This is a genomic window from Kitasatospora sp. NEAU-69, assembly GCF_057158765.1.
Map to the genome: position 1 here is coordinate 208,782 of NZ_JBWXUE010000009.1, position 24,941 is coordinate 233,722.

The 24,941-nt window shown below is 72.8% G+C and carries 20 protein-coding genes; 10 read left to right on the forward strand and 10 right to left on the reverse strand.

The window, feature by feature from the left end; translation table 11 throughout:
- Positions 1–66: 66 nt before the first annotated feature.
- The 3 genes from AC060L_RS13315 to AC060L_RS13325 all read right to left on the reverse strand — a co-directional run bounded on the left by AC060L_RS13315 (position 67) and on the right by AC060L_RS13325 (position 3,310).
- Positions 67–1,125 carry a beta-ketoacyl-ACP synthase III gene (locus tag AC060L_RS13315; RefSeq protein ID WP_483798886.1) on the reverse strand — a complete coding sequence of 353 codons (1,059 nt, stop codon included), beginning with the start codon at positions 1,123–1,125 and terminating at the stop codon, positions 67–69.
- A complete protein-coding gene (locus AC060L_RS13320; RefSeq protein ID WP_483798887.1) occupies positions 1,122–2,066 on the reverse strand; it encodes an ACP S-malonyltransferase in 945 nt (314 codons plus the stop codon). Before AC060L_RS13320 ends, AC060L_RS13315 begins: the two co-directional genes overlap by 4 nt.
- A gap of 95 nt (positions 2,067–2,161) precedes the next feature.
- Positions 2,162–3,310, reverse strand: coding sequence for a PucR family transcriptional regulator (locus AC060L_RS13325; RefSeq protein WP_483798939.1), 1,149 nt, complete (start codon positions 3,308–3,310; stop codon positions 2,162–2,164).
- Between the two features lie 322 nt (positions 3,311–3,632).
- On the opposite strand from AC060L_RS13325, the gene AC060L_RS13330 reads away from it, so the two are divergent.
- Positions 3,633–4,406 carry a pirin family protein gene (locus tag AC060L_RS13330; RefSeq protein WP_483798888.1) on the forward strand — a complete coding sequence of 258 codons (774 nt, stop codon included), beginning with the start codon at positions 3,633–3,635 and terminating at the stop codon, positions 4,404–4,406.
- Here the strand turns inward: AC060L_RS13330 and AC060L_RS13335 are convergent.
- The gene (locus AC060L_RS13335) at positions 4,393–5,346 is read right to left on the reverse strand and encodes an aldo/keto reductase (protein WP_483798889.1); all 954 of its coding nucleotides are present in this window, start codon (positions 5,344–5,346) and stop codon (positions 4,393–4,395) included. The genes AC060L_RS13330 and AC060L_RS13335 overlap by 14 nt on opposite strands.
- A gap of 183 nt (positions 5,347–5,529) precedes the next feature.
- Positions 5,530–6,276: an HAD family hydrolase gene (locus AC060L_RS13340; protein ID WP_483798890.1), complete on the reverse strand. Its 747-nt coding sequence runs from the start codon at positions 6,274–6,276 to the stop codon at positions 5,530–5,532.
- 183 nt (positions 6,277–6,459) lie between these two features.
- On the opposite strand from AC060L_RS13340, the gene AC060L_RS13345 reads away from it, so the two are divergent.
- A complete protein-coding gene (locus AC060L_RS13345) occupies positions 6,460–7,731 on the forward strand; it encodes an ATP-grasp domain-containing protein (protein WP_483798891.1) in 1,272 nt (423 codons plus the stop codon).
- Positions 7,732–7,750: 19 nt separating this feature from the next.
- Here the strand turns inward: AC060L_RS13345 and AC060L_RS13350 are convergent, their stop codons facing one another.
- Entirely contained in the window at positions 7,751–8,719 is a 969-nt protein-coding gene (locus AC060L_RS13350) for a glycosyltransferase family 2 protein (protein ID WP_483798892.1), read from the reverse strand.
- A 311-nt stretch (positions 8,720–9,030) separates the two neighbouring features.
- Between AC060L_RS13350 and AC060L_RS13355 the strand changes: the two genes are divergently transcribed.
- From AC060L_RS13355 to AC060L_RS13390, 8 genes are read left to right on the forward strand one after another with little or no spacing between them, the layout of a single operon-like run.
- Complete coding sequence (locus tag AC060L_RS13355; RefSeq protein ID WP_483798893.1) at positions 9,031–10,416, forward strand: FAD-dependent oxidoreductase; 1,386 nt, start codon at positions 9,031–9,033, stop codon at positions 10,414–10,416.
- Complete coding sequence (locus AC060L_RS13360; protein ID WP_483798894.1) at positions 10,413–12,290, forward strand: aminotransferase class I/II-fold pyridoxal phosphate-dependent enzyme; 1,878 nt, start codon at positions 10,413–10,415, stop codon at positions 12,288–12,290. Before AC060L_RS13355 ends, AC060L_RS13360 begins: the two co-directional genes overlap by 4 nt.
- A complete protein-coding gene (locus tag AC060L_RS13365) occupies positions 12,290–14,839 on the forward strand; it encodes an HAD-IIIC family phosphatase (RefSeq protein WP_483798895.1) in 2,550 nt (849 codons plus the stop codon). The genes AC060L_RS13360 and AC060L_RS13365 overlap by 1 nt, the downstream gene beginning before the upstream one ends.
- A complete protein-coding gene (locus AC060L_RS13370; RefSeq protein WP_483798896.1) occupies positions 14,832–16,340 on the forward strand; it encodes an SDR family NAD(P)-dependent oxidoreductase in 1,509 nt (502 codons plus the stop codon). Before AC060L_RS13365 ends, AC060L_RS13370 begins: the two co-directional genes overlap by 8 nt.
- Positions 16,337–18,334, forward strand: a complete 1,998-nt coding sequence (locus AC060L_RS13375; RefSeq protein WP_483798897.1) for an amino acid adenylation domain-containing protein — start codon at positions 16,337–16,339, stop codon at positions 18,332–18,334. Before AC060L_RS13370 ends, AC060L_RS13375 begins: the two co-directional genes overlap by 4 nt.
- Positions 18,331–18,591: a phosphopantetheine-binding protein gene (locus tag AC060L_RS13380; protein ID WP_483798898.1), complete on the forward strand. Its 261-nt coding sequence runs from the start codon at positions 18,331–18,333 to the stop codon at positions 18,589–18,591. The genes AC060L_RS13375 and AC060L_RS13380 overlap by 4 nt, the downstream gene beginning before the upstream one ends.
- Before the next feature lie 11 nt (positions 18,592–18,602).
- On the forward strand, positions 18,603–19,973 hold the full coding sequence (locus tag AC060L_RS13385; protein WP_483798899.1) for a condensation domain-containing protein: 1,371 nt from the start codon (positions 18,603–18,605) through the stop codon (positions 19,971–19,973).
- Positions 19,966–21,285 carry an MFS transporter gene (locus AC060L_RS13390; protein ID WP_483798900.1) on the forward strand — a complete coding sequence of 440 codons (1,320 nt, stop codon included), beginning with the start codon at positions 19,966–19,968 and terminating at the stop codon, positions 21,283–21,285. Before AC060L_RS13385 ends, AC060L_RS13390 begins: the two co-directional genes overlap by 8 nt.
- Here AC060L_RS13390 and AC060L_RS13395 read toward each other — a convergent pair.
- The 4 genes from AC060L_RS13395 to AC060L_RS13410 all read right to left on the reverse strand — a co-directional run bounded on the left by AC060L_RS13395 (position 21,260) and on the right by AC060L_RS13410 (position 24,780).
- On the reverse strand, positions 21,260–22,480 hold the full coding sequence (locus AC060L_RS13395; RefSeq protein WP_483798901.1) for a cytochrome P450 family protein: 1,221 nt from the start codon (positions 22,478–22,480) through the stop codon (positions 21,260–21,262). The two genes, AC060L_RS13390 and AC060L_RS13395, sit on opposite strands and share 26 nt — an antisense overlap.
- Positions 22,470–23,528, reverse strand: coding sequence for a cytochrome P450 (locus AC060L_RS13400; RefSeq protein WP_483798902.1), 1,059 nt, complete (start codon positions 23,526–23,528; stop codon positions 22,470–22,472). Before AC060L_RS13400 ends, AC060L_RS13395 begins: the two co-directional genes overlap by 11 nt.
- Positions 23,529–23,687: 159 nt before the next feature.
- Positions 23,688–23,768: a tryptorubin family RiPP precursor gene (locus tag AC060L_RS13405; protein ID WP_483798940.1), complete on the reverse strand. Its 81-nt coding sequence runs from the start codon at positions 23,766–23,768 to the stop codon at positions 23,688–23,690.
- A gap of 133 nt (positions 23,769–23,901) precedes the next feature.
- The gene (locus tag AC060L_RS13410) at positions 23,902–24,780 is read right to left on the reverse strand and encodes a class I SAM-dependent methyltransferase (protein WP_483798903.1); all 879 of its coding nucleotides are present in this window, start codon (positions 24,778–24,780) and stop codon (positions 23,902–23,904) included.
- Positions 24,781–24,941: the final 161 nt, after the last annotated feature.

Consider the following 24,941-nt stretch of genomic DNA (forward strand, 5'->3'; position numbering starts at 1 on the left):
GTGTATTGGCCCGGTGCCTCGCGGGTGCGGAGCGCCGGTTGATGATGCGTAAGGCGTTTATCGTGCCTAAGGGAGGGTAACTACTGCCGCGGCGTAGACCAGACCCGCCCCGAACCCGATGATCAGCGCGAGGTCGCCGCTCTTGGCTTCACCAGCCTCCAGCATGCGTTCCATGGCCAGCGGGATCGAGGCCGCGGAGGTGTTCCCGGTCTCGGCGATGTCGCGGGCGACCGGCACCGAGGTGGGCAGCTTGAGCGCCTTGATCATGGCGTCGGTGATCCGCATGTTCGCCTGGTGCGGGATGAACGCACCGAGCTGGTCCGCGGTGATCCCGGCGGCGTCCAGCGCCTCCTGAGCCACCTTGGCCATCTCCCAGACCGCCCAGCGGAAGACGGGCTGGCCGTCCATCCGCAGCGCCGGCCACTTCTTCGGCTCGGTGCCGGGCCCGTTGATCGCGTCCGGCTTGCCGAACGCGGTGTCCCAGGCCTCGGTCTGCGTGATGACGTCCTTCTGCGAGGCGTCCGAACCCCAGATGACCTTGCCGATCCCGGGAGTGTCGGACGGGCCCACGATGGCCGCACCGGCGCCGTCACCGAAGATGAAGGCGGTGGAACGGTCATGCACGTCGGTCAGGTCGCTGAGCCGCTCGACACCGATCACCAGCACGTACGCGGCGCTGCCGCCGCGGATCATGCCGTCGGCCAGGCTCAGGCCGTAGCCGAAGCCCGCGCAGGCCGCGGAGATGTCGAAGGCCGGCGCGGTGCCGCAGCCGAGCCGCAGCGCGATCTCGGTGGCGACCGCCGGAGTCTGCTTGAAGTGCGAGACGGTCGCCACGATCACGCCGCCGATCAGCGACGGGTCGATGCCCGCCTGCGCGATCGCCTTGCCGGCCGCCTGCACCGACATCTCGGTGACGGTCTCCTCCGGACCGGCCCAGCGGCGCTCGGTGATGCCGCTGCGGGTGCGGATCCACTCGTCCGAGGAGTCGATCCAGTTCAGCACCTCGGAGTTCGGGATCACCCGGACCGGACGGTAGCCGCCCACACCGTGGATGCGGGAGTACGCGGCGCCGGTGGCCGGGCGGATCCGCGGTGCGTTCTGCGACTCGGTCTGCGGATCGGTCATGCGGCGGTCTCCTCACCGGTGTGCTCGGCAACCAGCAGACGGGCCTTCTCCAGGTCCGCCGGGGTCTTCAGGGCCAGCGTCGCGACACCCTTGACGTTCCGCTTGATCAGGCCGGTCAGCGTGCCGGCCGGGGACAGCTCGATCACGCAGGTCGCGCCGAGCTGCTGCAGCGTCTCCATGCACAGGTCCCAGCGGACCGGGTTGGAGACCTGCGAGACCAGCCGGGCCAGCACCTCGGCGCCGGACTGCACGACCTCGCCGTCCTTGTTGGAGACGTACGCGACGGCCGGGTCCTGCACGGTCAGGCTCGGCGCGAGCGCGGCCAGCCGGGCCACGCCGGGCGCCATGTGCTCGGTGTGGAAGGCACCGGCCACCTTGAGCGCGACCATCTTCGCCTTGGCCGGTGGGTCGGCCTTCAGCGCGGCCAGCTGGTCCAGCGTGCCGGCCGCGACGATCTGGCCGCCGCCGTTGTTGTTCGCGGGGGTGAGGCCGTGCTCGGCCAGCTTGGCCGCGACCTCCTCCGGGTCGCCGCCGAGCACGGCGGTCATCCCGGTCTCGGTCACCTTGGCGGCCTCGGCCATCGCGCGGCCGCGCTCGCTGACGAACTTCAGCGCGTCGGGGCCGCTGAGCACGCCGGCGCACGCCGCGGCGGTGATCTCACCGACGCTGTGGCCGGCGACGGCACCGACCAGCCGGCGGGCCTCCTCCTCGTCCGGGAAGAGCGCGCGGGCGGTGACCAGACCGGCGGCGACCAGCAGCGGCTGGGCGACGTCGGTCTCCTTGATCTCCTCCGCACCGGCCTCGGTGCCGAAGTGCACCAGGTCGATGCCGGCCACCTCGGACCACTTGCGCAGCCGGTCGGCCACGCCGTCCAGCTCCAGCCAGGGGCTGAGGAATCCGGGAGTCTGGGCACCCTGTCCAGGGGCGACGATTACGAGCACGGTTCAACCCTCTCTCGCCAGGCGCCCGGGGGCGGGTAGGCGACGGTAACGAAGAAAACGACGTCGTCTTGTGGAATCTCTACAGCGTGCCCGGCTTATTCCGCTTCTGCCTCAAGCCTGCCCAGAGCCAGCGCGATGCGCAGCGTGAACGCCGAACGTACGTCCGAAGGCGCGTAGCCAGTGACGTCAGTCACACGACGAAGCCGGTAGCGCACGGTGTTCGGGTGAACGAAGAGCATCCGGGCGGCTCCCTCCAGGGAGGAGGCCTGCTCCAGATAGACACTGAGCGTCTCCAGGAGTGCCGAGCCGGCTTCGTCCAGCGGTGTGTAGATCTCCTCCACCAGCTGATGGCGAGCCACCTGATCCCCCGCCAGCGCACGCTCGGGCAGCAGGTCGTCGGCGAGCACCGGGCGCGGGGCGTCCGGCCAGGCCGCGCAGGCGCGCAGTCCGGCGGCGGCGGCGTGGGCCGAGCGGGTCGCCGAGAGCAGGTCGTCCACGGTCGGGCCGACCACCACCGGGCCGGGCGCGAACTGGCCGATCAGCGCGCGGGCGGCGTGCACCGGCTCCTTGTCGCCACCGACCACGACCACCAGCCGCTTGCCGAGCACGCCGGTCAGCACGTGCAGCCGGGCGTACCGGGCGGCCCGGCGGATCGCCTCGACGACCGCCTCGCTGTCCCCGTCCGGCGCGCTGCCCATCACCACCCGGACCTGGCTCGGCTGGCCCCAGCCGAGTGCGGCGGCCCGGGAGAGCACGCCCTCGTCGGCGTCGCCGGAGAGCAGCGAGTTCACCACCAGCGCCTCCAGCCGGGCGTCCCAGGCGCCGCGCGCCTCGGCGGCCTGGGCGTAGACCTGGGCGGTCGCGAAGGCGATCTCGCGGGCGTAGACCAGCACCGACTCGCGCATCCCGGCCTCGTCGCCCGGCGCCGCGACCTCGGGGATCGCCTCCTCCATCACCTCGATCGTGGTGCGGATCAGCTCCACGGTCTGGCGCAGCGTGATCGCCCGGGTCAGCTCGCGCGGCGCGGTGCCGAAGACGTCGGTGCTGATCGCCTGCGGTGCCTCCGGGTGGCGGTACCACTCGGTGAAGGCGGCGATACCGGCCTGGGCGACCAGGCCGATCCAGGAGCGGTGCTCCGGCGGCATCCGGCGGTACCAGCCGAGCTGGTCGTCCATCCGGGCGATCGCGGCGGTGGCCAGCTTGCCGGCGGACTTCTCCAGCCGCTTCAGGGTGGCCGCGCGCAGCTCGGCGCGCTCGGCCGCGAGTCTGCGTTCCGAGGCGGTACCGCCGGAGGTCGCCGACTTGCGCACCGCGCGCTTGGCGGGCGCCGGAGCGGCCTCGCCGTTCGCGGTGCTCGCCGGGTTCGCCGCGCCCGGCGAGTTCGCGGAGTGCGCGGAATTCGCGGAGCTCGCCGAGTTCGCCGAGTTTGCTGAGGGGGATGGAGCTGCTGGGGCTGGCACAGGGACATGCTGCCTCACGGCACGCCTTCTTCGCGCCCGACCCCCGCAGCCGGGCCCTGGTGGTGCTGCTCACATCGCGTCAACGCGGCACGCTACGGTGGGTCGGGTGATCGACCCCGCCCGCCCCCGCGCCGACCTGCGCCGTGCCGCCGAGCGCTACCACTCCACCCCCGAGCCCGGGGTGCAGACCCGGCACGCCTTCTCCTTCTCCGGCCACTACGACCCGAAGAACACCCACTTCGGCGCGCTGCAGGCCTGCAACGAGGAGACCCTCGCCCCCGGAGCCGGTTTCGCCGAGCACCGCCACCGCGATGTCGAGCTGCTCACCTGGGTGCTCGACGGCGCACTCGCGCACCGCGACGCCGACGGACACGCCGGCGTGGTGCGCCCCGGCATGCTCCAGCACCAGAGCGCCGGCAGCGGGATCACCCATACGGAACGCAACGTCGGCGGGGCTGACGTTCCGGTCAGGTTCGTGCAGATGTGGCTGCAGCCGGACGTCTTCGGCGCGCCGCCCGCCTACGGTCTGCGCAAGGTGCCGCCGACCGTGGACGAGGTGACGCTGCTGGCCTCCGGCATGGAGCGGCACGCCGGCACCGACGCGCTGCGGCTGCGCCGCTCGGACGCCGCGCTGCACCTGGTCACCGCCGGCCCGTGGGAGGCGCTGCCCGAGCTGCCCGAGGCGCCGTACCGTTACGCGCACCTGACGGCCGGCTCGCTCGGCTACCGCACGATCCCCGGCCCGCGCGGCCAGGGCCGCGCGATGGAGCCGGGCGACGCCGTGCGGATCACCGGCGAGGCCTTCGCCGCGCCGATGGCCGGGGAGCACGGCGCCGAGCTGCTGCTCTGGGAGATGCACTCCGGGCTCAAGCTGGGTTAGTGGGGCCGGGGTTGGCGAGAGCCGGGTCGGCGAGCTGCGCCAGCTCCGCCTCGGAGAGCCGCAGGGCGCCGGCGGCGACGTTCTCGGCGAGGTGCTCCGGGTCGCTGGTGCCCGGGATGGCGAGCACGTGCGGCCCCTGCTGGAGCGTCCAGGCGAGCCGGACCTGCGCGGGCGTCGCGCCGTGCGCCATGGCGACGGAGAGCACGGCCGCGCTCTCGGCGCTGCGGCTCTCTGTGCTCTGCCGGCCGGCGGCTCCCGCCGCGCCCCGGCTGCCGGCGATCGCGAAGAACGGTACGAACGCCGTCCCGGCCGCGCCGCAGGAGCGCACGAACGACTGCTCCGCGCGCGTCGCGCCGACGCCGAAACGGTTCTGCACGCAGATGACCGGCGCGATCGACCTGGCCTCGGCCAGTTGCGCGGGCGTGGTGTTGGAGATCCCGAGGTGCCGGATGAGCCCGGCGTCGCGCAGCTCGGCCAGCGCGCCGAAGTGCTCGGCGATCGAGCCGGTGCGGCGGCTCGGCGGTATCCGCAGGTTCACGATGTCCAGCCGGTCGCGGCCGAGTTGGCGCAGGTTCTGCTCGACCTGCCCGCGCAGCTGCTCCGGTGTGGCCCACCACCACGCGCCGGACGGGTCCCGGGCCGGCCACACCTTGGTCGTGATGACCAGCCCGTCCGGGTACGGCGCCAGCGCCCGGCGGATCAACTCGTTGGCGGACGCCTGAGTCGAGAAGTAGAACGCGGCCGTGTCGATGTGGTTCACGCCGAGCTCGACCGCGCGCCGCAGGACCCCGACCGACCGCTCCGGGTCGGCGGAGGGCAGGCCGGGGTCGAAGGCCGGGCTGCCGGACAGTCGCATCGCGCCGAATCCGAGCCGGTTGACGGTCAGGTCGCCGAGCTGCCAAGTGCCGGCGCTTGCAGCGGGGTTCGTCTCCAGAGTCATGGTCGGCCGCACATCCTTCGGGGGTAGGGGCGCAGTGTCGGGGAAGGTCTGAATGAGGGCATGAAAAAAGCCTCCTCGGCGGATCCGCGTCCGCTCCGAGAAGGCTTGAGTGCTTGATTTGGTGCTGAACATCGTAGCAGGGAACGGGGGTTGTGCGACAGGTCCGCGTCGCACAGTCCATGGCTACCCCCAGCAGGCGCAGCGCCCCGGGCCCGCGGTGAACGCCGTCTCCTGGTCCGGTGCCGCGGCGACCTGCCCGGCGGGCGGGGTGAGGCTGTAGTCCGCCGACGGGTCGAGCTTCTCGAACGAGTCGAACAGCTGCGTGGTCGGGAACCAGTCGCCGAACGGCGCGGTCGAGGAGCCGATCCCGATGAACTGACTGCCGGTGGCCACCGCCGCCCGGACGTCCCAGGGCCCGTCGCCGACCGAGACGACCCGCTCGAAGCCGGTGCCCGCCCGGTGGACGGCCTCGCGCACCACGTGCTCGCGGAAGGTGTGCTCACTGCCGGTGGACACCGGCCCCACCGGCTTCGCCCGCGGCACGCCCAGTGCGGCCAGCTTCAGCGCGGTGACCTCGCGCAGGCCCCCGGTCGCGAACGCCACCGTGTACTGCGGCGACCCGGCGAGCGCCTGCACGAACGCGCCCGCTCCCGGCACCTGCACCAGCGGCTCACGCTCGACGGCGGCCGCGAACCGCGCCAGCAGCCGGTCGGCGAACGCCTGCCGCTCGCCGTCCTGCGGCAGCCGGCCCCGCGCGCGCCGGAAGACCTCGCCGAAGATCCACGAGTCGGTGTGGTGCGCGTATCCGCCCCACGCGTCGTCGGCCTCGGCCAGCCCGAGGTCGGCCAGCGCACCGGCGAACGCCTCCTGGTGCGGGGCGACACTGCGCAGCAGCGTGCCGTCGATGTCGAAGACGATCAGGGTGCCCACGCGTCGCTCCTTCGGTCACGAACGCCAACAGGCCCGATCGTAGAGGACACCGGGGCGGTGGAGGCCGCACAGTACCGCCGCGCGTGCCGGGTACTCCGGTAGTACCGGGACGGAGTTCACCATGATTGCCGCGCGGGGCAGTTGAGCGTACGGCTGCGCCGACGGGTGTCGTAGCGTCGGTGCATGGCTACGCTTCCGCTTCTCGCCGTGGTGTACGACCGTGGGTCCGCCGGTGCCGTGGAGATCCTGGCCTCGGCCAGGAAGCTGTGCTCGGTCGTGTTCGTCCACGACCGGGAGCACAGCCGATCGGTCACGGCCGGCGCCGAGCCAGGGGAGCCGGGGGAGTTGGGCGAGCTGGCCCGGACCCTGGACGTCACCGGCATGTCGCCGCGCGAGCGCGGCGCGGCGCTGACGGCGCTGGGGGTGGCGGGGATCGTCACCTTCAGCGAGCACCAGCTGGCAGCCACGGCCGAGTTGGCCCAGGAGTGCGGGCTGGTCTTCCACAGCCCGCAGGTGGTGGCCGCGTTGGTGGACAAGCAGCTCCAGCGCGCGCGGCTGCGCGAGGCCGGGGTGGAGTCGACCCGGTGCGTGGCGGTGAGTTCGGCCGAGCAGGTGCCGGCGGCGCTGGCGGGTGTCGGGCTGCCCGCGGTGATCAAGCCGCGCAGCGGCGCGGGCAGCGTCAACACCTGCCGGGTGGACACGGCCGAGCAGGCGATGGCGGCGGCTGCGGAGTTCATGGCCGACGGCGACGGGGAGTTCGTGCTGGAGGAGCTGCTGGTCGGCGATCCGGAGGCGGCGGGGAAGGGCTTCGGCGACTACGTCTCGGTGGAGTCGCTCACCTCAGGCGGCGTGGTGCGCCACGTCTGCGTGACGGGCAAGCTGCCGCTGGCCGAGCCGTTCCGAGAGACGGGCATGTTCCAGCCCGCGGCCCTGCCCGAGCCGTTGGCCGCGCAGGTGCTGGAGCTGGCCGGCTCGGCCGTGCGCGGCCTGGGCATCACCACGGGCGTCACGCACGTGGAGATCAAGCTGACACCCGACGGCCCGCGGCTGATCGAGGTCAACGGGCGCCTCGGTGGCTACGTCGGTGCGCTGCTGCGTCGCTCGACCCGCTTCGACCTGCTGCGCGCCGCACTGCGCGAGGCGCTGTCGTTGGCCCCGGAGATCCCGGAACCGGTGTTCCCGGCCGTGGAGTTCGTCTACCTGGTGACGCCGCCGGTGGACGCCGGGGCGACGCTGGCGGGCATCCGCGGGCTGGCCGAGGTGGCCGCCCTGGACGAGGTGTGGCAGGTCAAGGTCGATGCGGCGGCGGGCCGTTCGCTGAACTGGCGGGACGGCACCGAGGGGCACCTGGGTACCATCCACGGCGCCGCCGCCGACCACGAGCGGCTGCGAGCGGTGATCGCCGCCATCGAGTCGGCGATCACCCTCGACTACGAGCCCACCGCTGCGGAGTAGTTCACCGGCGGGCTGGACGCTATAGCGGGATCGTCGGGTCGAGCGGCTCGCGCAGCCGTCGCCAGACCAGGCCGCGCACCGGAGCGGCCAGCGGCGCGAGCGCCCACCACTGCCCGGGGAACAGCTGCCGGAACAGCCCGAGGTTGCGCCGCGCCAAGGCGGTCGGCCGCAGCGGGACGCAGGACACCGCCAGCGCCGTGCGCAGCGCGCGCAGTTCGGCGGCCGGCCGGCGCGAGGCCAGTAGCGACTGGGCGAAGGCGTTGCGGTAGGCCCACCACATCATCTCCTGCTGCTGCGCGCCGATCTCCATCCGCGTGTTCGGCTGGCCCGCGTGCGGGTCGGCGGAGTGGGCGAGGTCGTCCGGGATGTGGTGGACGTTGCGGTAGCGGTCGGCCACCCGCCAGAGCAGTGTGCCGTCCAGGCCGAGGCCGTGGCTGAACTCGAACGGCAGTGGGTTGGGGACCTCGTCCTGGATGGCTTCCAGCAGGTCGGTGCGCCGCATCAGCGTGCAGGACGCGCTGACCGGGACCTGGTCCTCGACGGTCGCCGAGCGGGCCAGGAACTCCAGCGAGGACAGCCGCCCCGCACGCCGGCGGTAGCAGGTCTCGGGTACCGCGTAGTGCCACGTCATCGCCGTGTAGACGAAGCCGACGTCGGGGGAGGAGTCGAGCACCTCCAGCGAGCGGGCGACGGCCTGCGGCGAGATCCAGTCATCGGAGAAGAGCAGCTTCACGTACTCGCCGCCGGCGAGTTCGACGGCGCGGCGCCAGTTCTGCACGCGCGGGAGCAACATCTCGTTCCGGTACGCCCGGACGCGCGGATCGGACTGCGCGAGTTTCGTGACCACCTCCCAGGTGGTGTCCGTGCTCGCATTGTCGACGATCACGATTTCGATATCGCGCCAGGTCTGTTCGAGTGCGCTGCGCACCGCACGTTCCACCTCCTGCGGTCGGTTGTACACCGGCACGCAGATACTGACCTTCGCCATTTCCACACCCTTTCTCTCCGGATTGTTCATTGAGGCCGCAGGTGCTTGTCGTGGAGAGAGGATCGCAGGTCGCCGCCGTGCGGGCGGCAATATCGAGAGTGCTCGCGTGAACTGTGGCAGAAGGAAATCCGTATTCGGTTCAGCACGGCGCGACGTGATGCTGTCGATGCACGAACATCATCGAGTCCGGTGACCGATACGGCTGCCCTGGACGCCCCATTTGGTCGCTGGTAAACCTGATTTCATCCGGATGTGGTTCCTCGGTCACCTGTCAGCGGGCCGCGCCCGCTTTCCTGAAGGGGGGGATCTTCTTGCCGTCCATCGACAGTTCCGTCGATAAATCCTTCGACGATTCCTTCGGTTTCGTCTTCTGCGGCGGTGGTCCTGCCGCACTCGGACCGATCGTCACCGCGGCCAGAACCGGCCGGCTCGATGAACTGCTGGACCAGGGCGTCGCCGTCGTCGAACCCGGCCCGATCGGCCCCGGCGGCCTGGCGCACTACCGCATCAACGCCAACTCGCTGGGCGGGCCGTTCCTGGAGTGCCTGGCGGACGACACACCGTTCGCCGTGCTGCGCGACGAGCCCGAGACCCGGCGGTTACGGGCGCTGGCCGACCAGAACCCGCCGCTCTCGGTGGTCGCGCCGTTCCTGGCCCGCCTCGGTGCGGTGGTCCGCGAGCTGCTGGAGGCCCATCCGCGGTGCGCCGTGGTCCCCGCCAGGGTGGTCGGGATCCGGCTGCGCGACGGTGCCTCCGGCGCGGCGGCGGAGGAGACGGTCGAGGTGCTCACCAGCCTGGGCGGGCAGCCGCTGCGGGCCCGCCGGGCGGTGATCGCCACCGGCGGGCGCCCGATCGGCGACTTCGCCGGCGCCGAGATCGTTCCCGGGCTGAGCCTGGCTCCGTACCGCGACCGGGTCTGGCACTCCGAGTCGTTCGTCGACACCCGCAAGGCGGGCCCCGAGGTGCGCGGCAAGAAGGTCGTCATCGTCGGCGGCTCGCACAGCGCCTGGTCGGTCGCCGACCTGCTGGCCGGCCAGGCGGCGCAGCTCACCGTCGTCCACCGCAGCGGGATCCGGCTCTTCTACGACAGCGCGGACCAGGCGAGCGCCGACGGCTACGCCTTCGACCCGGTGCTCGACGTCTGCCCGGCCAACGGACGGGTCAACCGCTACGGCGGACTGCGCGGGCGGGCCCACGAACTCGCCCGGGCCGCCCTGGGGTTGGCAGGCACAGGCACAGGCACAGGCGCGGGCACAGCTGTGGGCCCGCGGCCGGTGCGCCTGCTGCGGCTGGACAACCCGCAGCCGACCGAGACCGCCGAGGCCGTGCAGGCTGCGCGGCGCGCGCTCGCCGAGGCCGAGGTCGTCATCATGGCCAACGGTTTCGAGGCCGACCTGCCACCGCTGCACCACGCCGACGGCACCGTGCTGACCGCGGCCCTCGGTGCCACCGGCACGGTGGTCACCGCCGAGGGGCACCTGGTCGACACCGCCGGCACCGCCCACCCGCGGCTGATCAGCTACGGGCTGGGCGCGGGCCTGGCCCCCTCGGCCGAGATCGGTGGCGAGCCGAGCTACACCCGCCGGGCCGACGGGGTCTGGCTCTACCAGCACGACATCGGCGACATCGTGCTCGCCGACCTGTTGCAGAGCGCACCGACCGCCGGTGCGCGGACCACAGGGGGGACCGCCTCATGAGCACACTGGCAGGCATACCGACGTGGGCAGGCAAATCGGCACGCCCGCCCGCCAAGGCCGTGGTGCTGGCCGCGGGGCTGGGCCGCAGGCTCGGACTGGGCGGGGCCAAGCCGCTCACGCCGGTGGCGGGCAAGCCGATCCTGATCCGCACGCTGGAGAACCTGGCCGCCGCCGGGGTGAGCGAGGTGGTGCTGGTCGTCGGCCACTGCGCACAGGACGTCCGCGCGGCCGTGGGTGGCGACTTCGCCGGCATGGCGGTGCGCTACGTCGAGTCCGACGCCTACCGCACCACCAACAACGCCTACTCGCTCTGGCTGGCCCGCGAGCACCTCGACGAGGACCTCTACCTGGTCGAGGGCGATGTGGTCTTCGACCGGGACCTGATCGAGGCCCTCGCCGCGGCCGAGGGCGAGGTGGTCAGCGCGGTCGCGCCGTACCAGTCGGTGATGAACGGCACCGTCGTCACGCTGCAGGGCGACGGGACGGTCGAGGCGATGCTGCTGCCCGACCGGCACGGTCCCGACCTGGACCTGACCGGGACGTTCAAGACCGTCAACGTGCACCTGCTGCGTGAGGCCTACCTGCGCAAGGAGTTCGTGCCCGGCCTGGAGACACTGATCGCCGATGGCGGCCACGGCTCCTACTACGAGCTGGTCATCGCCGACACGGTGGCCGCCGGCCGGTTCCCGGTGCGCGGCGTCAACTGCCAGGACCTGCGCTGGTACGAGGTGGACGACCTGACCGACCACGGCGCCGCCGAGTACCTCTTCCATGACGCCGCGGGCCGGCTGGACATGCTGCAGGACCTGCACGGCGGCTACTGGCGCTACGAGATGGTCGACCACTGCCTGCTCTACAACCTCTACTTCCCGCCCGAGCAACTGGTCCAGGACCTGATGGGCGAGTTCCGCAACGCGCTGGTGCACTACCCGACCGGCCACCACACGCTGCAGCGGCTGCTCGGCGCGGTCCTGCACCAGGCGCCCGAGCGGCTGGTGGTCGCGAACGGCGCGTCCGAGCTGATCAAGATCCTCGGCGGTCTGCTCGGCCGGGTCGGGCTGGTGGTGCCCGGCTTCAACGAGTACGAGGCGGTGTTCGCCGAAGCCGACATCCACCGCATCCAGCTGCCCGCCCCCGACTTCACCATGGACCCGCACCAGGTCGCCCGCGAGGCGCGGCGCGCCGGTGTCGCCGCGGTCATCGTCACCTCCCCGAACAACCCCACCTCGATGGCCGTGCCGCGTGCCGATCTGGTCACGCTGGCCCGCGAGTTGGGCGAGGCGGGCATCCGCCTGGTGGTGGACGAGTCCTTCGTCGACTTCTGCGACCCGGGCCAGAGCCTGGAGCCGGACCTCGAACAACTGCCGGGCCTGACCGTGATCAAGAGCATGAGCAAGGTCTACGGCATCGGCGGCCTGCGCCTGGGCTACCTGCTCTCGGCCGACCTCGACTTCGTCGCCGACGTCCGCGCCGAGCTGCCGATCTGGAACGTCAACGGCTTCGCCGAGTCGTTCCTGCGCCTGCTGCCGCGCTACCAGGGCGCGCTGGCCGTCAGCTGCCAACGGGTGCGCCGCGACCGCGACGAGATGGTGGCGATGCTCGCCGACAAGCTGCCCGGCGCCCGGGTCTATCCGCCGGACGCCAACTACGTGATGGTGCGGCTGCCGGCGGGCGTCTCCGCCCGCGACGTGGTGCACCGCACCTTCGCCGAGCACAACATCCTGATCAAGGGCTGCCTCGGCAAGTCGATGCCCGACGGCGACCGGTACCTGCGGCTCTCCTGCCGCACGCCGCTGGAGAACGCGCGCCTGGTCGCGGCGCTGGCCGCCGTGCTGAAGCGGCGCGGCGTCCCGTCGGCCGCGAAGGCCTCCTGATGCGCGCACTCACCCCCTCCGCCCCTGCCCGCCGCGCCCGCCGCGACGAGCTGTACGCCGCGCTGCGCGCCGTCCTCGACCCCGCCGACCGGGTGGTGGTGCTGCACTCCTCGCTGTTCGCCTTCCGCACCCTCACCGAGGGACTGCGCGGCACCGAGGGACTGCGCGGCGACCTGCTCGCCGCCTTGCGCGCCCTGCTGGCCGACGGGTTGACCCTCGCGCTGCCGGCGGTGACCTTCGAGTTCTGCCGCACCAAGGAGTACCACCACCGGCGCTCGGTGCCGAACACCGGCGTGCTGGTCGAATGGTTCCTGGAGCTGCCCGAGGTGCGCCGCACTCCGCACCCGGTCTACTCCTTCGCGGTGGCGGGCCCGCTGACCGAGGAGCTCATGGCCTGCCGGTCCGACACCGCGTTCGGCGAGGGCACCGTCTTCGAGGTGTTCGAGCGCGAGCGGGCTCGCATCGTCACCCTCGGCGCGAGCTGGAACTCCACCACCCAGGTGCACCGTTACGAGGAGCTGGCTCAAGTCCCCTACCGGCAGCCGATGCAGGTGAGCGGTACCGCCGACTTCGGCGCTGGTCCGGTCCCGCTCGACCTGCGGATGATCGTGCGCGACACCGCGCTCGACGCCACCCTCGACTTCGCGCCCGTCTTCGAGCGGCTGCGCGAGCGCGGGGCGCTGGCGGGCGCCGAGCTGTGGGGTGCGCGGGTGGAGTCGGTCGCCACCACCGACCTGGCCCGGGTCTGCGACGAGTTGATCACCCAGGACCCGTACGTCCTGCTGCGCGAGCCGCGGACGATCGAGCACCGGGCGCGCCAACTGGCCCGGGAGGGCGTCCGGTTGGCGGTGCTCGGCAATCGCAACCAGGAGCTGCTGGCCGGCGCGCTCACCGCCGAGGGCGGACGCCTGCTCGGCCTGGAGCCGCACCGGCTGCACGTGCCGCCCTACGGCATGCTCGCCCGCGAGATCCACGATCCCGGCTCCGAACTGCACCGCTTCCAGGCGCACGCGAGCTTCTTCACCGACCGCCTGGAGGACGTGCTCGGCGTCGACGAGTTGGACGAGGCCGCCGCCACGGACCGGCTCGCCGAGGCCGTCGACCGGTACGCCGCCCTGGTGACCGCCTACGCGGGCAGCACCGACCGCCCGGTCTTCGTCTGCTCGTTCGCGGCCCTCCAGCCCACCGTCGGCGAGAGCGGCGAGCTGCTGCGCGAGGCGAACCGGCTGCTGGGCGAGGGCCTGGCCGGCCTCGACCACGTCCACCTGCTCGACCTGGCCCAGGCGGTGGCCGGCACGGGTGGTCCGCTGGTCGACCAGCGGCTCTGGCTGGTCGGCCGGATCCCGCACAGCGCGGCCCTGAGCGCGGCGCTGGCCCGCCGGATCTGGGGGCTCACCCTGGCCACGCTGGGCCGCACCGCCCGGCTGATCGTCACCGACCTCGACAACACGCTGTGGCACGGCGTGGTCGGCGAGGACGGCATCGAGGGCATCCAGGTCGGCACCGACCACCCCGGCAACGCGCACCGGCGCCTGCAACGCGTCCTCAAGTCGCTGCGCGAACGCGGCGTCGCACTCGCGATCTGCAGCAAGAACGACGAGGACCTCGCGCTGCGCGCGATCCGCGAACACGCGGGGATGCTGCTGCGCGAGGACGACTTCGTCGCCACCGAGATCGGCTGGCGCCCCAAGGCCGAGGCGATCGCCGACCTCGCCGCCCGGCTGAACGTGGGCCTGGCCAACGTCCTCTTCCTGGACGACAACCCGGTCGAACGCGCCCGGGTCCGCGAGTTCCTGCCCGAGGTGCACGTCCCCGAACTGCCCGCCGACCCGGCCGGCTACGCGGACCTGCTGCTGGCGGATCCGTTCACCACCGTCTTCAACGTCACCCAGGCCGACCTCCGGCGCACCGAGCAGTACCGGGCCCGCGAGCGGGTCCAGCGCGAGCGGGCCGGCTTCGAGCGGATCGAGGACTTCTACGCCTCGCTCGGCACCGAACTGCACATCAGCGCGCTGACCGAGGCCAACGCCGCCCGCGCCGAGCAACTCTGCGCCAAGACCAACCAGTTCAACACCACGACCCGCCGCCAGCAGCGCACCGAGCTGCGCCGGCTGGCCGCCGCCGCCGACTCCGACGTGCTGGTGCTGGGCGTGGCCGACAAGTTCAGCGAGCGCGAGGACCTGGGCCTGCTGGTGCTCACCCACCAGGGCGCCGAGACCACGGTGGACTCCTACCTGCTCTCCTGCCGGGTGCTGGGCCGAGGGGTGGAGACCGGCGTGCTGGAGTGGCTGGCCGCCCACCTGGCCGCGGCCAGCCGCACCCGGCTGCACGGCCTGGTGCTGCCCACCGAGCGCAACACCCCGTGCCGCACGGTCTTCGCCGATGCGGGCTTCACCCCCGGCGACGCGGACGGCAGCTGGCAGCTGGACCTCAGTGGCGCCCGCACCGCCCCCGGCTGGCTCCGGACCGTCGAGCACACGGCGGTCGGACGCAGCACGGTCGGACACAGCGCAGTCGGCCTCATCGGATCGGAGACGCACCGTGCATGACTTCGCAGTGCATGACTTCGCACCGGGCGACCTCGCCCAGAGCACCCGTACCTTCACCCCGGCAGACTTCGCCGCCTTCGCCGCGGCCACCGGCGACCACAACCCGATCCACCACGACCCGCAGCAGGCCGCCGAGACCGAGTTCGGCGCGCCGATCGTGCCGCTCGCGATGGTGCTGGGCCCGATCTCCGCACTGATCGGCATGGTCCTGCCCGGCCCGGGGGCGGTCATCCTCGACACCGCGTTCCACCCGCGCCGGGCGGTCGCCTTCGACCGCCCGGTCGACTACTCGCTGCGGGTGCGCCAGGTCAGCGCCTCCACCGGCGTGCTCAGCTGCCGGGTCGTCGCCTACCAGGACCGCCGCCTCGTGCTGGACGGCGAGGTCCAGACCACCGTACGAGCCCCACGCCCGCGCCCGGACGAGACCACCGGCGGCCGACTGATCCCGGCGGACGCGCCCAGGCTCGCCGTGGTCACCGGCGCGGCCGGCGCCATCGGCTCCGCCGTCGCCCGTCAACTCGCCCGGCAGGGCTGGGATCTGGCACTGCTGCAGCGCGGCGGCATCGACGAGCTGGCCCGGGACTGCGAGCAGGCCGGCGCCACCGTGCACAGCGTCGCCGCCGATCTGGCCGTACCCGAGCAGCGCGCCGCCGCGGCCCGCAAGATCGCCGCGCTCGACCCGCTCGCCCTGGTGCACGCCGCCGCACCGCCGCTGGCGGCCGGACACCAGGAACACCTGGAGATCGGCTACGCCGCGTTCCGCGAGCTGACCGATGCCGTGCTGGCGGGGATGCTGCTGCGGCAGCGGGGCAGCGTGGTCCTGCTCGGCTCCCAGGCCTCGCGCTACCACCCGCACGGCTGGGATGACTACGTCGCCGCCAAGGCCGCCGCCGTGACCGTGCTGCACGGCATCGAGCGCCACCACGGCGGTTCGGGGGTGCGCGCGGTGCTGCTGGAGCCCGGCTACGTACAGGGCAGTTACTCCGCGGCGGTGCGACCGGCGGGCGAGCTGGGTCTGCTGCCGGAGGAGGTCGCCGACGTGGTGGCGGCCGAGCTGGCCGACCCGGACGCACCGGCGCGGCGGATCTGGCTGACCACCGACGGTGTCACCAGGCTTCCGCTCGACGGGTCCACCCAGGCTGCTGCTGCGACTCAGCCCGCTGTGACCCAGTCCGCTGCGACCCAGGCCGGGACGACCCCGGCCGGGGCGACGCCGGTGGCGGGCGGGTCGTCGCCGACCGCGCCCGCTGCCGGTGATCCTCAGGACCGTGTCGAGGCCGCTGTGCGCCGGGTGCTCGGCCCCCAGGCCCAGGTGCGCGGCGGCGGCGTCGGGCTCACCCCGGGCTGGGACTCGCTCGGCCAGATCCAGATCGTGCTGGCCGTGGAGCAGGAGTTCGGCATCCGGCTGCCGGCGGCCCACCTCGCCGACGTCGGCCGCTTCGAACGGCTCTGCGGCGCGGTCGCCGAGCAGCTCACCGCAGCCGGGCAGGTCCCGGCATGAGCGGCCGCAGCGTCCCGGACGGGACGAGCACCCCCGGCGCCCCCAGCATCCGTCTGGGCGCCCCGGTGGTCACCGCCGCCGGGGCCTTCGCCGCCACCGCCGGGAGCACCACCGAACGCATCCTCGGCGCGGCCTGCGCCGCCCTCGCGGCCCGGCTGCTGCGCACCGACAGCCGGACGCTGACCGCCACCCTCGCCGATGCCGCCGCCGACGCGCTGCCCACCCGGCTGCTGCCCGACGGCAGCGCGCAGTGCCTGCTGCGCTCGGCCGTCGGCATCGCGGACCTGCTCGGCCCGGAGCTGGACGCACACGCCGCCCGGTTCGTCACCGCCGCCCTCGCCGCTCCGCAAACCCTTTTGGGCGAAGTCGAGTTGATCGACGACGCCGACTGGGCGCGGCTCTCCGCCTGGTCCGGTGGCCCCACGGTTCCCGCCGGCGAGCCGGTGCACCTGATGGTCGCCGACTGGGCGCGTCGCACCCCCGACGCGGTGGCCCTGGCCGACGGCAAGCGGCAGTTGACCTACCGTCAGCTGCTGGAGCGGGCCGGCGGGATCGCCCGAGAGCTGCGCGAACGCGGCGTGCGGCCGGGGGAGGCGGTGGGCGTCATGCTGGAGCGCGGCATCGCGTCGGTGACCGCCACGCTGGCCGTCGCCCTCGCCGCGGCCACCGCCGTGCCGCTGGATCCGAACTACCCCGCGCCGCGGCTGCGCACGATGCTGGCGGGGCCGGCGGTGCGACTGACGCTGACCAGCGCGGACCTCGCCGACCGCGTCCCCACCGGTGCCACCGTGCTGGTGGACTCCGTTGACGGGCCGTCCGCCACCGAGCCGTCCACGTCCGGGCCGTCCGTGGCGGAGGACGTGCCCGAGGTCGCCACCGTGATGTACACCTCCGGCTCCACCGGGCAGCCCAAGGGCGTCCAGCTCACCCACCGCGGCATCGCCCGCCTCACCCGCGACCGGCACATCGACTTCGGCCCCGGCGACGTCGCCCTGCACCTGGCGCCCGCCACCTTCGACGCCGCGCTGCTGGAGGTGTGGGGCGCGCTGACCCGCGGCGCCCGCCTGGAGATCGCTCCGCCCGGCCCGCTCACCCTGGCCGAGCTGGCCGAGGTGATCACCGAACGCGGTGTCACCGTGCTGTGGTTGACCGCCGGCCTGTTCCACCAGATGGCCGAGCACCAGCCGCAGGCCTTCGCCCGGGTGCGCCGGCTCTTCACCGGCGGCGACGTGGTCTCCCCGCACCACGTCAACGCGCTGCTCACCCGGCACCCGGGGCTCACCCTGGTCAACGGCTACGGCCCCACCGAGAACACCACCTTCACCTGCTGCCAGCTGCTGCGCGAGCCGCTGCCCGCGACCGCGACGAGCGTGCCGATCGGCGTGCCCGTCGCCAACACCCGGGTCTTCGTCGTCGACCGGGCGGGCCACCCGGTGCCGCCCGGCGCGGTCGGCGAACTGTGGACGGCCGGCGACGGCCTGGCCGCCGGCTACCTGGGCCTGCCCGAGCTGAGCCGCGAGCGGTTCCCGGTGCCCGAGCACGGCCGGCTGCGCTCGGTGCGCTGCTACCGCACCGGCGATCTCGCGCGCTTCCGCCAGGACGGCACGCTGGAGTTCCTCGGCCGCGAGGACAGCCAGGTCAAGGTGAACGGCCACCGGATCGAACCCGGTGAGATCGAGCGGGCGATCCTCGCCCAGCCCGGCGTGCGCGGCGCGTGCGTCCTGGTCGAGAGCGACCCGCTGGGCGGCAAGCGCCTCGCCGCCCACATCGCCGCCGACGCGCCGGAGCCCGGCGAGCCCGGTGAGCCCGGGTCCGGGTCAGGGTCCGGGCCCGGCGCCAAGGAGCTGGCCAAGGCCGTGCGCGCGTCCCTGCGCGCCGCGCTGCCCGCCTACCTGGTCCCGGCCCGCTACATCGTCACCGACCGCCTGCCGTTGACCGCCAACGGCAAGATCGACCGAGTCCGGCTGCTGGCCGGAGAGAGTGAGTCCCGATGAGCGAGACCGTGCGTCAGACCGTTGCCCGGATCTGGTCCGAGGTGCTGGGCACCGACATCGACGAGGAGTCCGACTTCTTCCTGCTCGGCGGCCACTCCCTGCTGGCCACCCAGATGGTGGCCCGGCTGGAGAGTGCGCTGGGCGTGAAGGTCTCCATGCGCGAGGTCCTCGACAACGCCGAGTTCGGCGAGTTCGCCGACCTGGTCACCGCCCGCGCCGGCGCTCCCGCCGGTACCGCCGCCTCCCCTCGCGCTTAGGAGCCCGCGCCATGCCCGCACCGCTGCCGCTGCCGACCCTGAGCTACCAGGAAGGCAGGCTCCTGATGGACCAGCGCGCCCGCGCTTCGGGCGTCCCCTCGATCCGCACCATCGCCCAGGCCTACCGCGTGCGCGGCCCCCTCGACCTGTCGCTGCTGGAGCAGGCGCAGGCCAGGCTCACCGAGCGCCACCAGGCGCTGCGCACGAGCTTCCCGGACCCCTACCGGCAGAGCGTGCAGGCGCACGTCACCAGCCGCGTCGAGTCGTTCGACGCCCACGGTGACGAGGGCGCGGCGCTGGAGCTGGTCCGCGCCGAGGCCGACCGACCGCTGCCCGCCGAGGCGCCCGAGCGCTGGCGGATCAGTGTCGTGCGGGTGGACGAGGCCGAGCACCTCGTCGTCGTCGTCTTCGACCACCTGATCGTGGACGGCTGGGCGCGGGGCGTGCTGCTCGACGAACTGTCCGCCGTCTACGGCGCGTTGGCCGCCGGCCGGGAGCCGGAGCTGGCGCCGGTCGACTACACCTACCAGGACCACGTGGCGGACCAGCAGCGGCTACTGGACGGCGCGGACGGCCGGCAGCTGATGGACTTCTGGCGGGCCCGGCTGGCCGGCAGTGGCGCCATCCCACGCCTGGAGATCCCCTCGCTGAACACCGCCGGCACTCCGGCGCGCCCGCCCCGGGGCGGCTACCAGGCCCGCCCGCTGCCCGCCGACCTGGCCGCCGCCGTCGTGCGCCTGGCCGCCCGCGAACGCGTCACGCTCTTCATGCTCGTGCTGTGCGCGCTGCACCTGACCCTGCGCGAGCACACCGGGGAGGACGACCAGGCGGTGGCCGTCAACGTCTACAACCGCGAGACCGACGGCCGCGAGCACCTGGTCGCCCCGCTGGCCGAACTCCTGGTGGTGCGCACCGACTTGGCCGGCGCCGACAGCTTCCGCAGCGCACTCGCCCGGGTCCGGACCGCCAGCCTCGACGCGCAGGAGCACGGCGCGGTGCCGTTCGCCGAACTGGTCAAGGCGTTCAACCCCGACGAGTACGCCGACCCCGACGCCCCCATCGGCGTCGTCCTCAACATGCTGTACGCCCAACTGCACGGCTCCGGGCTGGACCTGGCACCCGCCGTCACCACCGCGCTGCCGCTGTCGGACGAGGGCTTCCGCCCGCGCAGCGCGCTCATGCTGGTCGGCGAGGCCGGTCCGGGTGAACTCACCCTGTCCGCCTACTACCAGGCCGACCGGCTGCCCGACGAGTTCGTGACCGCGCTGCTCGACGCGCTGGTCAATCTGCTGGAGAAGGCCGCCGAGGACCCCCTGCTGCCGCTGGACGCCCCCACCGCCCTGGACACCCCCACCACCTCCGCGGGCGGCCGCGATGTCTGAACGCCGGGACGAGACCCTGCTGCGCACCGCCTACATCGTCTCCAGCACCGGCGACTGGGTGTTCCGGTTCGCCATGCCGCTGCTGGTGCTGCAACTGACGAACTCGGCGTTCTTCGCCGCCTTCACCTACGCGCTGGAGTTCGTCCCCTACGTCCTGGTCGGCCTGTTCAGCGGCGTGCTGGCCGACCGGGCCGACCGGCGCCGGCTCATGATCGGCTGCGACCTCACCTCGGCCGTCGTGGTCGGCGGCATCGCGCTGATCTGCCTGTTCCACCATCCGCAGGTCGCCCTCGTGTACGCGGCCGCGTTCCTGCTGGCCTGCGTGCGCCCGCTCTACTTCCCGGCCTTCCAGGGCTTCCTGATGGACCGGGTGCCTGTCGGGCGCCGCGCGGTGATGAACGCCTGGGTGCAGGGCTCGGACAGCCTGCTCAACATGCTCGGCCCGATCGTCGGCATCAGCATCGTCGCCTACCTCGGCCCGGCGGTGGCCAGCGCCGTCAACGCGGTCTCGTTCGCCGGCTCCGCGCTGCTCGTGCTGCTCACCAGGACGGCGGTGGCCACCAAGGCGGTCACCACGGTGCGCCAGGCGGTGCGCGGCATGGCTCCCGACCTGCTGACCGGGTTCCGGCTGCTCTTCGCCGACCCGGTGCTGCGCTCGGGCACCATTCTGCTGACCCTCACCAACTTCGCCGTCTACGCCGTCGAGGCGAACCTGGTCTACGTGGTCACCGACGCCACCCACCAGTCGAAACTCGCCCTGGCGCTGATCGTCGCCGCCCAGGGGGCCGGCGCGGTGGTCGGCGCCGCCGCCGTCCCACGCCTGCTGCACCGCCTGACCGAGGGCACCATGCTGTCGGTCGGCATGGGCGCGCTGGCGATCGCCCTGCTCGCCCCGGTCGTCACGGCGAACGCGCTGCTGCTCGCGCCGGCCTGGGCGCTCGCGGGGGCCGCGACCTCGCTCATCGTCGTGGGCTGGTTCACCTACCGCCAGAAGGTGGTCAGTGCCGAGTTCATGGGGCGGGTGGTCGCGGTCAACCGCGCGCTCTCGTTCTCGGCGATCCTGCCGGCCGCGCTGCTCGGCGGCTGGATGGCCACCGACCTCAGCCCGACGCTGCTGTTCGCCATGGCGGGCCTGGTCCAGCTGGTTGCCTGGGTCGCCACTGCCGCCGGCCGGGTCGGCAAGGCCGGCCGCCGTGAACGCTCCGCCGAGCACGGGCAGGGGCACGAGCACGAGCACGAGCGGGCGGTGGTGGCCGAGCAGGCGCCCGCGCCGGCCGTCAGCGCCGTCAGCGCAGCAGCACCGGCAGACTGAGCAGCCCCCGGTGCCGCGGATTCTCCTGCCAGGGCGCGGCACCGGTCGGCTCGGCCGGCCGCAACGCCGGGAAACGGCGCAGCAGTTCGCCGACCGCGACTTCGGCCTGCAGACGGCCCAGTGGTGCGCCGAGGCAGTGGTGGATGCCGTGGCCGAAGGCGAGGTGTCGCGCGGCGTCCGGGCGGGTGATGTCGAAGCGGTCGGGGTCGGTGAAGACGGCCGGATCGCGGTTGGCGGCGAGCAGTGCGATCTGGACGAACTCACCGGCCGGGATCGTGGTGCCCGCGATGGTCACCGGCTCGGTGCTGCGCCGCATCGAGGCGATGGCGAACGGGCTTTCGTGGCGCAGGACTTCCTCGATCGCGCCGGGCAGCAGAGCCGGATCCGCGCGCAGCGCCGCGAGTTGTCCGGGGTAGCCGAGCAGGGCGTGAACGGTGTTGGCGATCAGGTTGGCGGTGGTCTGGTGGCCGGCGATGGCGAGCAGGAAGGCCATCGAGGTGATCTCGGACTCGGTCAGCCGGTCGCCGTCCGCCTGGGCGGTGATCAGGGCGGAGATCAGGTCGTCGCCCGGGTGGGCGCGCTTGTGCCGGACGAGCGCGCGCAGGTACTCGGCCATGCCCTCGGCGGTCATGACGGAGACCTCCCCGTCCGCCGTGCCGCCGTCCACCGAACTGCCCCGGACCTGGAGGTTCTCCCGTTCGGCCTGCGGCGCGCCGAACAGCTCGAAGATCACCGAGAGCGGCAGCGGTAGGGCGAACTCGCTGATCAGCTCGGCCGAGTCGAGCCCCGCCAGCTGGTCGAGCAGTTCGCCGACCTGGCGCTCGATCATCGGCCGCAGGGTTGCCACCTGCCGTCCGGTGAAGGCCTGCTGGACGAGCCTGCGCAGCCGGGTGTGCTCCGGCGGGTCGGAGTTGAGCATGTGCGTCGTCAACTCGCGGCCGGGGCCGCCCTCGTCGTTGCCGACGTGCCGGGCGAACGCCTCGGTGACGGCGCGCTTGCTCAGCCGGGGATCGGCGAGCGCGGCCCGGCACTCGGCGTGGCCGGTGACGACCCAGCCCTCGAGCCCGGCCGAGCCGCCGAACCGGACCCTGCGCACGCCGCCCTCGGCGTGCCAGCGGCGGTAGGCGGCGTGCGGATCGGCGTAGAACGGGCCGTCGGCGAGCTCGATGCCTGCGGCCTCGGGTTCAGTGTGCACCGCGTGCCTTCACGAGTCGGACCTCGTCGACGCCGAGCAGGCCGAGCAGCGGCACCTTGGCGGTCCGCTGGTCGGGGTCGACGACCAGGCCGGCGGAGCGGACCTGGTCAAGCAGCAGCTCGGCGAACGGCATCACCATGTGCCGGCCCCAGCAGCGTTCGGAGGAGTGGCCGAACGGCAGGTAGCCGGGGGTGTCGTCCGGGTCGAGGTGGTCCCAGCGCTCGGGGCGGAACTCGTCCGGGTCCTCCCACAGCGCCGGGTCGCGCTGCGAGAGCAGCGGCAGGATGAGGATGTCGTCGCCCGCGCCGATCCGCGAATCGATCGCGGGGTACTCGGGCGAGGCGTAGCGCAGGATGTTCCAGGACGGCGGCAGCATCCGCAGCGACTCGAAGATGATGTTCCGGTTCGATGTGCTGTCGTCGAACGGCGCACCGAGCCAGAGCGCGTTCGCGACCAGCGTCGAGACGGTGAAGCAGACCGGCGCGGCGGCCCGGCGGTAGATGCCCATCGCGTATCGCCGGTCGTGGTAGCCGGTCGCCTCGGCGGTGAGCTTGGCGAGCTCGGTCAGCTTGTCGCCGGGCTTGGGCTGCCCGGGCAGTGCGGCACCGGCCGCGATCACCAACCAGGTGAGTACGGGCGTGAGTTCGAGGTTTCGGCTCATCAGGATGCGCAGCCGGTACGGGTCCTGGCCGAGGATGAGGTCGCGCAGGAAGAGGTGGCCGGTGAGCGGCCACGGGCCGGACAGGTCGATCCGCTCCGGCAGCGGAGCGCTCAGCGCCTCGCGTACGTCGCTGCCGATCGTCCGCATCACCGAGGACGCCTCGGTGCGGGTGATCGAACGCCCGTGCAGCGGCTTGAACGTGGGCCGTTCGAGCTCGGTGGCGCGCCGGGCGGCGAGGATCCGGTCGGTGAGCTCGGGTCCGGCGACTCCGATCGTGTCGGGTTCGAGCCGCACGGCGTCCTTGCCCCGGTGGTCCCGGAGCAGGGCTTCAAGTCGGGGCGAGAAGACGGTGGTTCGGGAACGCGAGAGGGCGGGGGAGAGCGCCATGTGAAGTCTCCGAGACTCTGCCGGGGGCCGGACGGACCCCGCCCCCGTCCCCGTTGCCCGGGCTCCTGACGGAGGCCGGGACGGGGCCGGGGGCGGGAACGGATCAGCTGGTCAGGTACCCGAGTCAGGCGAGGTACCCGAGGTCGTGATCAGTTCGGCCTAGTACCAGTGGTACCAAGCGCTGGCCTTCAGGCTCTTCTTGGCGAACGACGCGTCACGGATGGCGAACAGGATCTTCATCTTTGGATCTCCCTTTCGTTTCCAGATGGTTGGACGGATGCAAGGCAACTCTGCAAGCTGCCCTACAAACGAACACACGCAGCTGGTACTTCGGCAGGTTCACCACCCGGTGGACGAGTTGGGGCGCAGGCCGTCAGGCCATGGCGCGGGCGAGGAAGACGTCGCTGATCCGGTGCATGTCGATGCCGCCGCCGCGCGCGTCGAGCAGCGCGGCGGTCTCGGCCAGCGCCTGCTCGCGGTGCTCCTCGGGCAGCACGCGGTAGGTGGAGATCGAGGTGAGGTAGTTGAGGTAGCGAGTGGTGCTGTAGTGCACGTCCTCGCGGAAGCGGACCGAACGCAGGTCGGTGAAGCGGCCGTCGCGGCGGCACTCGTCCGCCGGCCAGCCGTCGTCCACCTCGTCCTTCCCGCGGGCCCACATGCCCGCCTCGGGCCCGTAGTCGGAGCCGAGCACGCTGTGCGGGCTGTCCTCGACGCCGTGGCGGCGGTCGATCTCGGCGAGTTCGGCCCGCAGGCCGGGATCGACGATGCCGTGCGGGTTCCAGAGCAGCGCGACCGTGCCGCCGGGCTCCAGCGCCTCGTGCACCTTGTCCCAGCGCTGCTGCGGGTCGAACCAGTGCCAGGCCGTGGCGGCGTACAGCAGACCGAAGCGCCGGCCGGCCGGCTGCCACGCCTCGAAGTCGGAGACCTCGATCTGGACATGGGGATAGCGACCGGTGGTGTGGCTGAGTACCTCGGCCATCCGGGGGTCGGGCTCGACGCAGAGCACCGGTATGCCGTGTGCGGCGAACTGGCGGGTCGCCTTTCCGGTGCCCGCGCCGATCTCGACGGCCCTCCGGTCGCCCAGTGCCGCGTAGGCCAGTACCTCGTCGACGAGTGCGTCGGCGTAACCGGTGCGGCCGAAGTGGTACTGGTCGGCCACCTCTCCGAAGACCTTGCTGCGAGCCATGTCGATCTGGGGGCCCTGCTCGGTCTGCTCGGTCTGCTCGGTCCCGGCGGTCTGCTCCGACGTCATTCGGCGGCCTCGAATCCTGTGTCCGTGGGGTGATGTGCGCGGGCGGCACAAGCTATCGACCGCCGCGCGGCACGGGCGAGCGAATTTCGGTCGGCACACAGGCCGTGAGTGTCGTCCCCCGTGCCACCGCTGCGGGCTGGTAGACCTGTTGCCCGATCAGA

Excerpts from the sequence above, each read along its gene's own strand:
- AC060L_RS13315 (WP_483798886.1), bottom strand. The coding sequence starts at position 1,125 with ATGACCGATCCGCAGACCGAGTCGCAGAACGCACCGCGGATCCGCCCG.
- AC060L_RS13360 (WP_483798894.1), top strand. The coding sequence starts at position 10,413 with ATGAGCACACTGGCAGGCATACCGACGTGGGCAGGCAAATCGGCACGC.
- AC060L_RS13410 (WP_483798903.1), bottom strand. The coding sequence starts at position 24,780 with ATGACGTCGGAGCAGACCGCCGGGACCGAGCAGACCGAGCAGACCGAG.
- AC060L_RS13345 (WP_483798891.1), top strand. The coding sequence starts at position 6,460 with ATGGCTACGCTTCCGCTTCTCGCCGTGGTGTACGACCGTGGGTCCGCC.
- AC060L_RS13375 (WP_483798897.1), top strand. The coding sequence starts at position 16,337 with ATGAGCGGCCGCAGCGTCCCGGACGGGACGAGCACCCCCGGCGCCCCC.
- AC060L_RS13400 (WP_483798902.1), bottom strand. The coding sequence starts at position 23,528 with ATGGCGCTCTCCCCCGCCCTCTCGCGTTCCCGAACCACCGTCTTCTCG.
- AC060L_RS13350 (WP_483798892.1), bottom strand. The coding sequence starts at position 8,719 with ATGGCGAAGGTCAGTATCTGCGTGCCGGTGTACAACCGACCGCAGGAG.
- AC060L_RS13365 (WP_483798895.1), top strand. The coding sequence starts at position 12,290 with ATGCGCGCACTCACCCCCTCCGCCCCTGCCCGCCGCGCCCGCCGCGAC.
- AC060L_RS13390 (WP_483798900.1), top strand. The coding sequence starts at position 19,966 with ATGTCTGAACGCCGGGACGAGACCCTGCTGCGCACCGCCTACATCGTC.
- AC060L_RS13380 (WP_483798898.1), top strand. The coding sequence starts at position 18,331 with ATGAGCGAGACCGTGCGTCAGACCGTTGCCCGGATCTGGTCCGAGGTG.
- AC060L_RS13385 (WP_483798899.1), top strand. The coding sequence starts at position 18,603 with ATGCCCGCACCGCTGCCGCTGCCGACCCTGAGCTACCAGGAAGGCAGG.
- AC060L_RS13335 (WP_483798889.1), bottom strand. The coding sequence starts at position 5,346 with ATGACTCTGGAGACGAACCCCGCTGCAAGCGCCGGCACTTGGCAGCTC.
- AC060L_RS13405 (WP_483798940.1), bottom strand. The coding sequence starts at position 23,768 with ATGAAGATCCTGTTCGCCATCCGTGACGCGTCGTTCGCCAAGAAGAGC.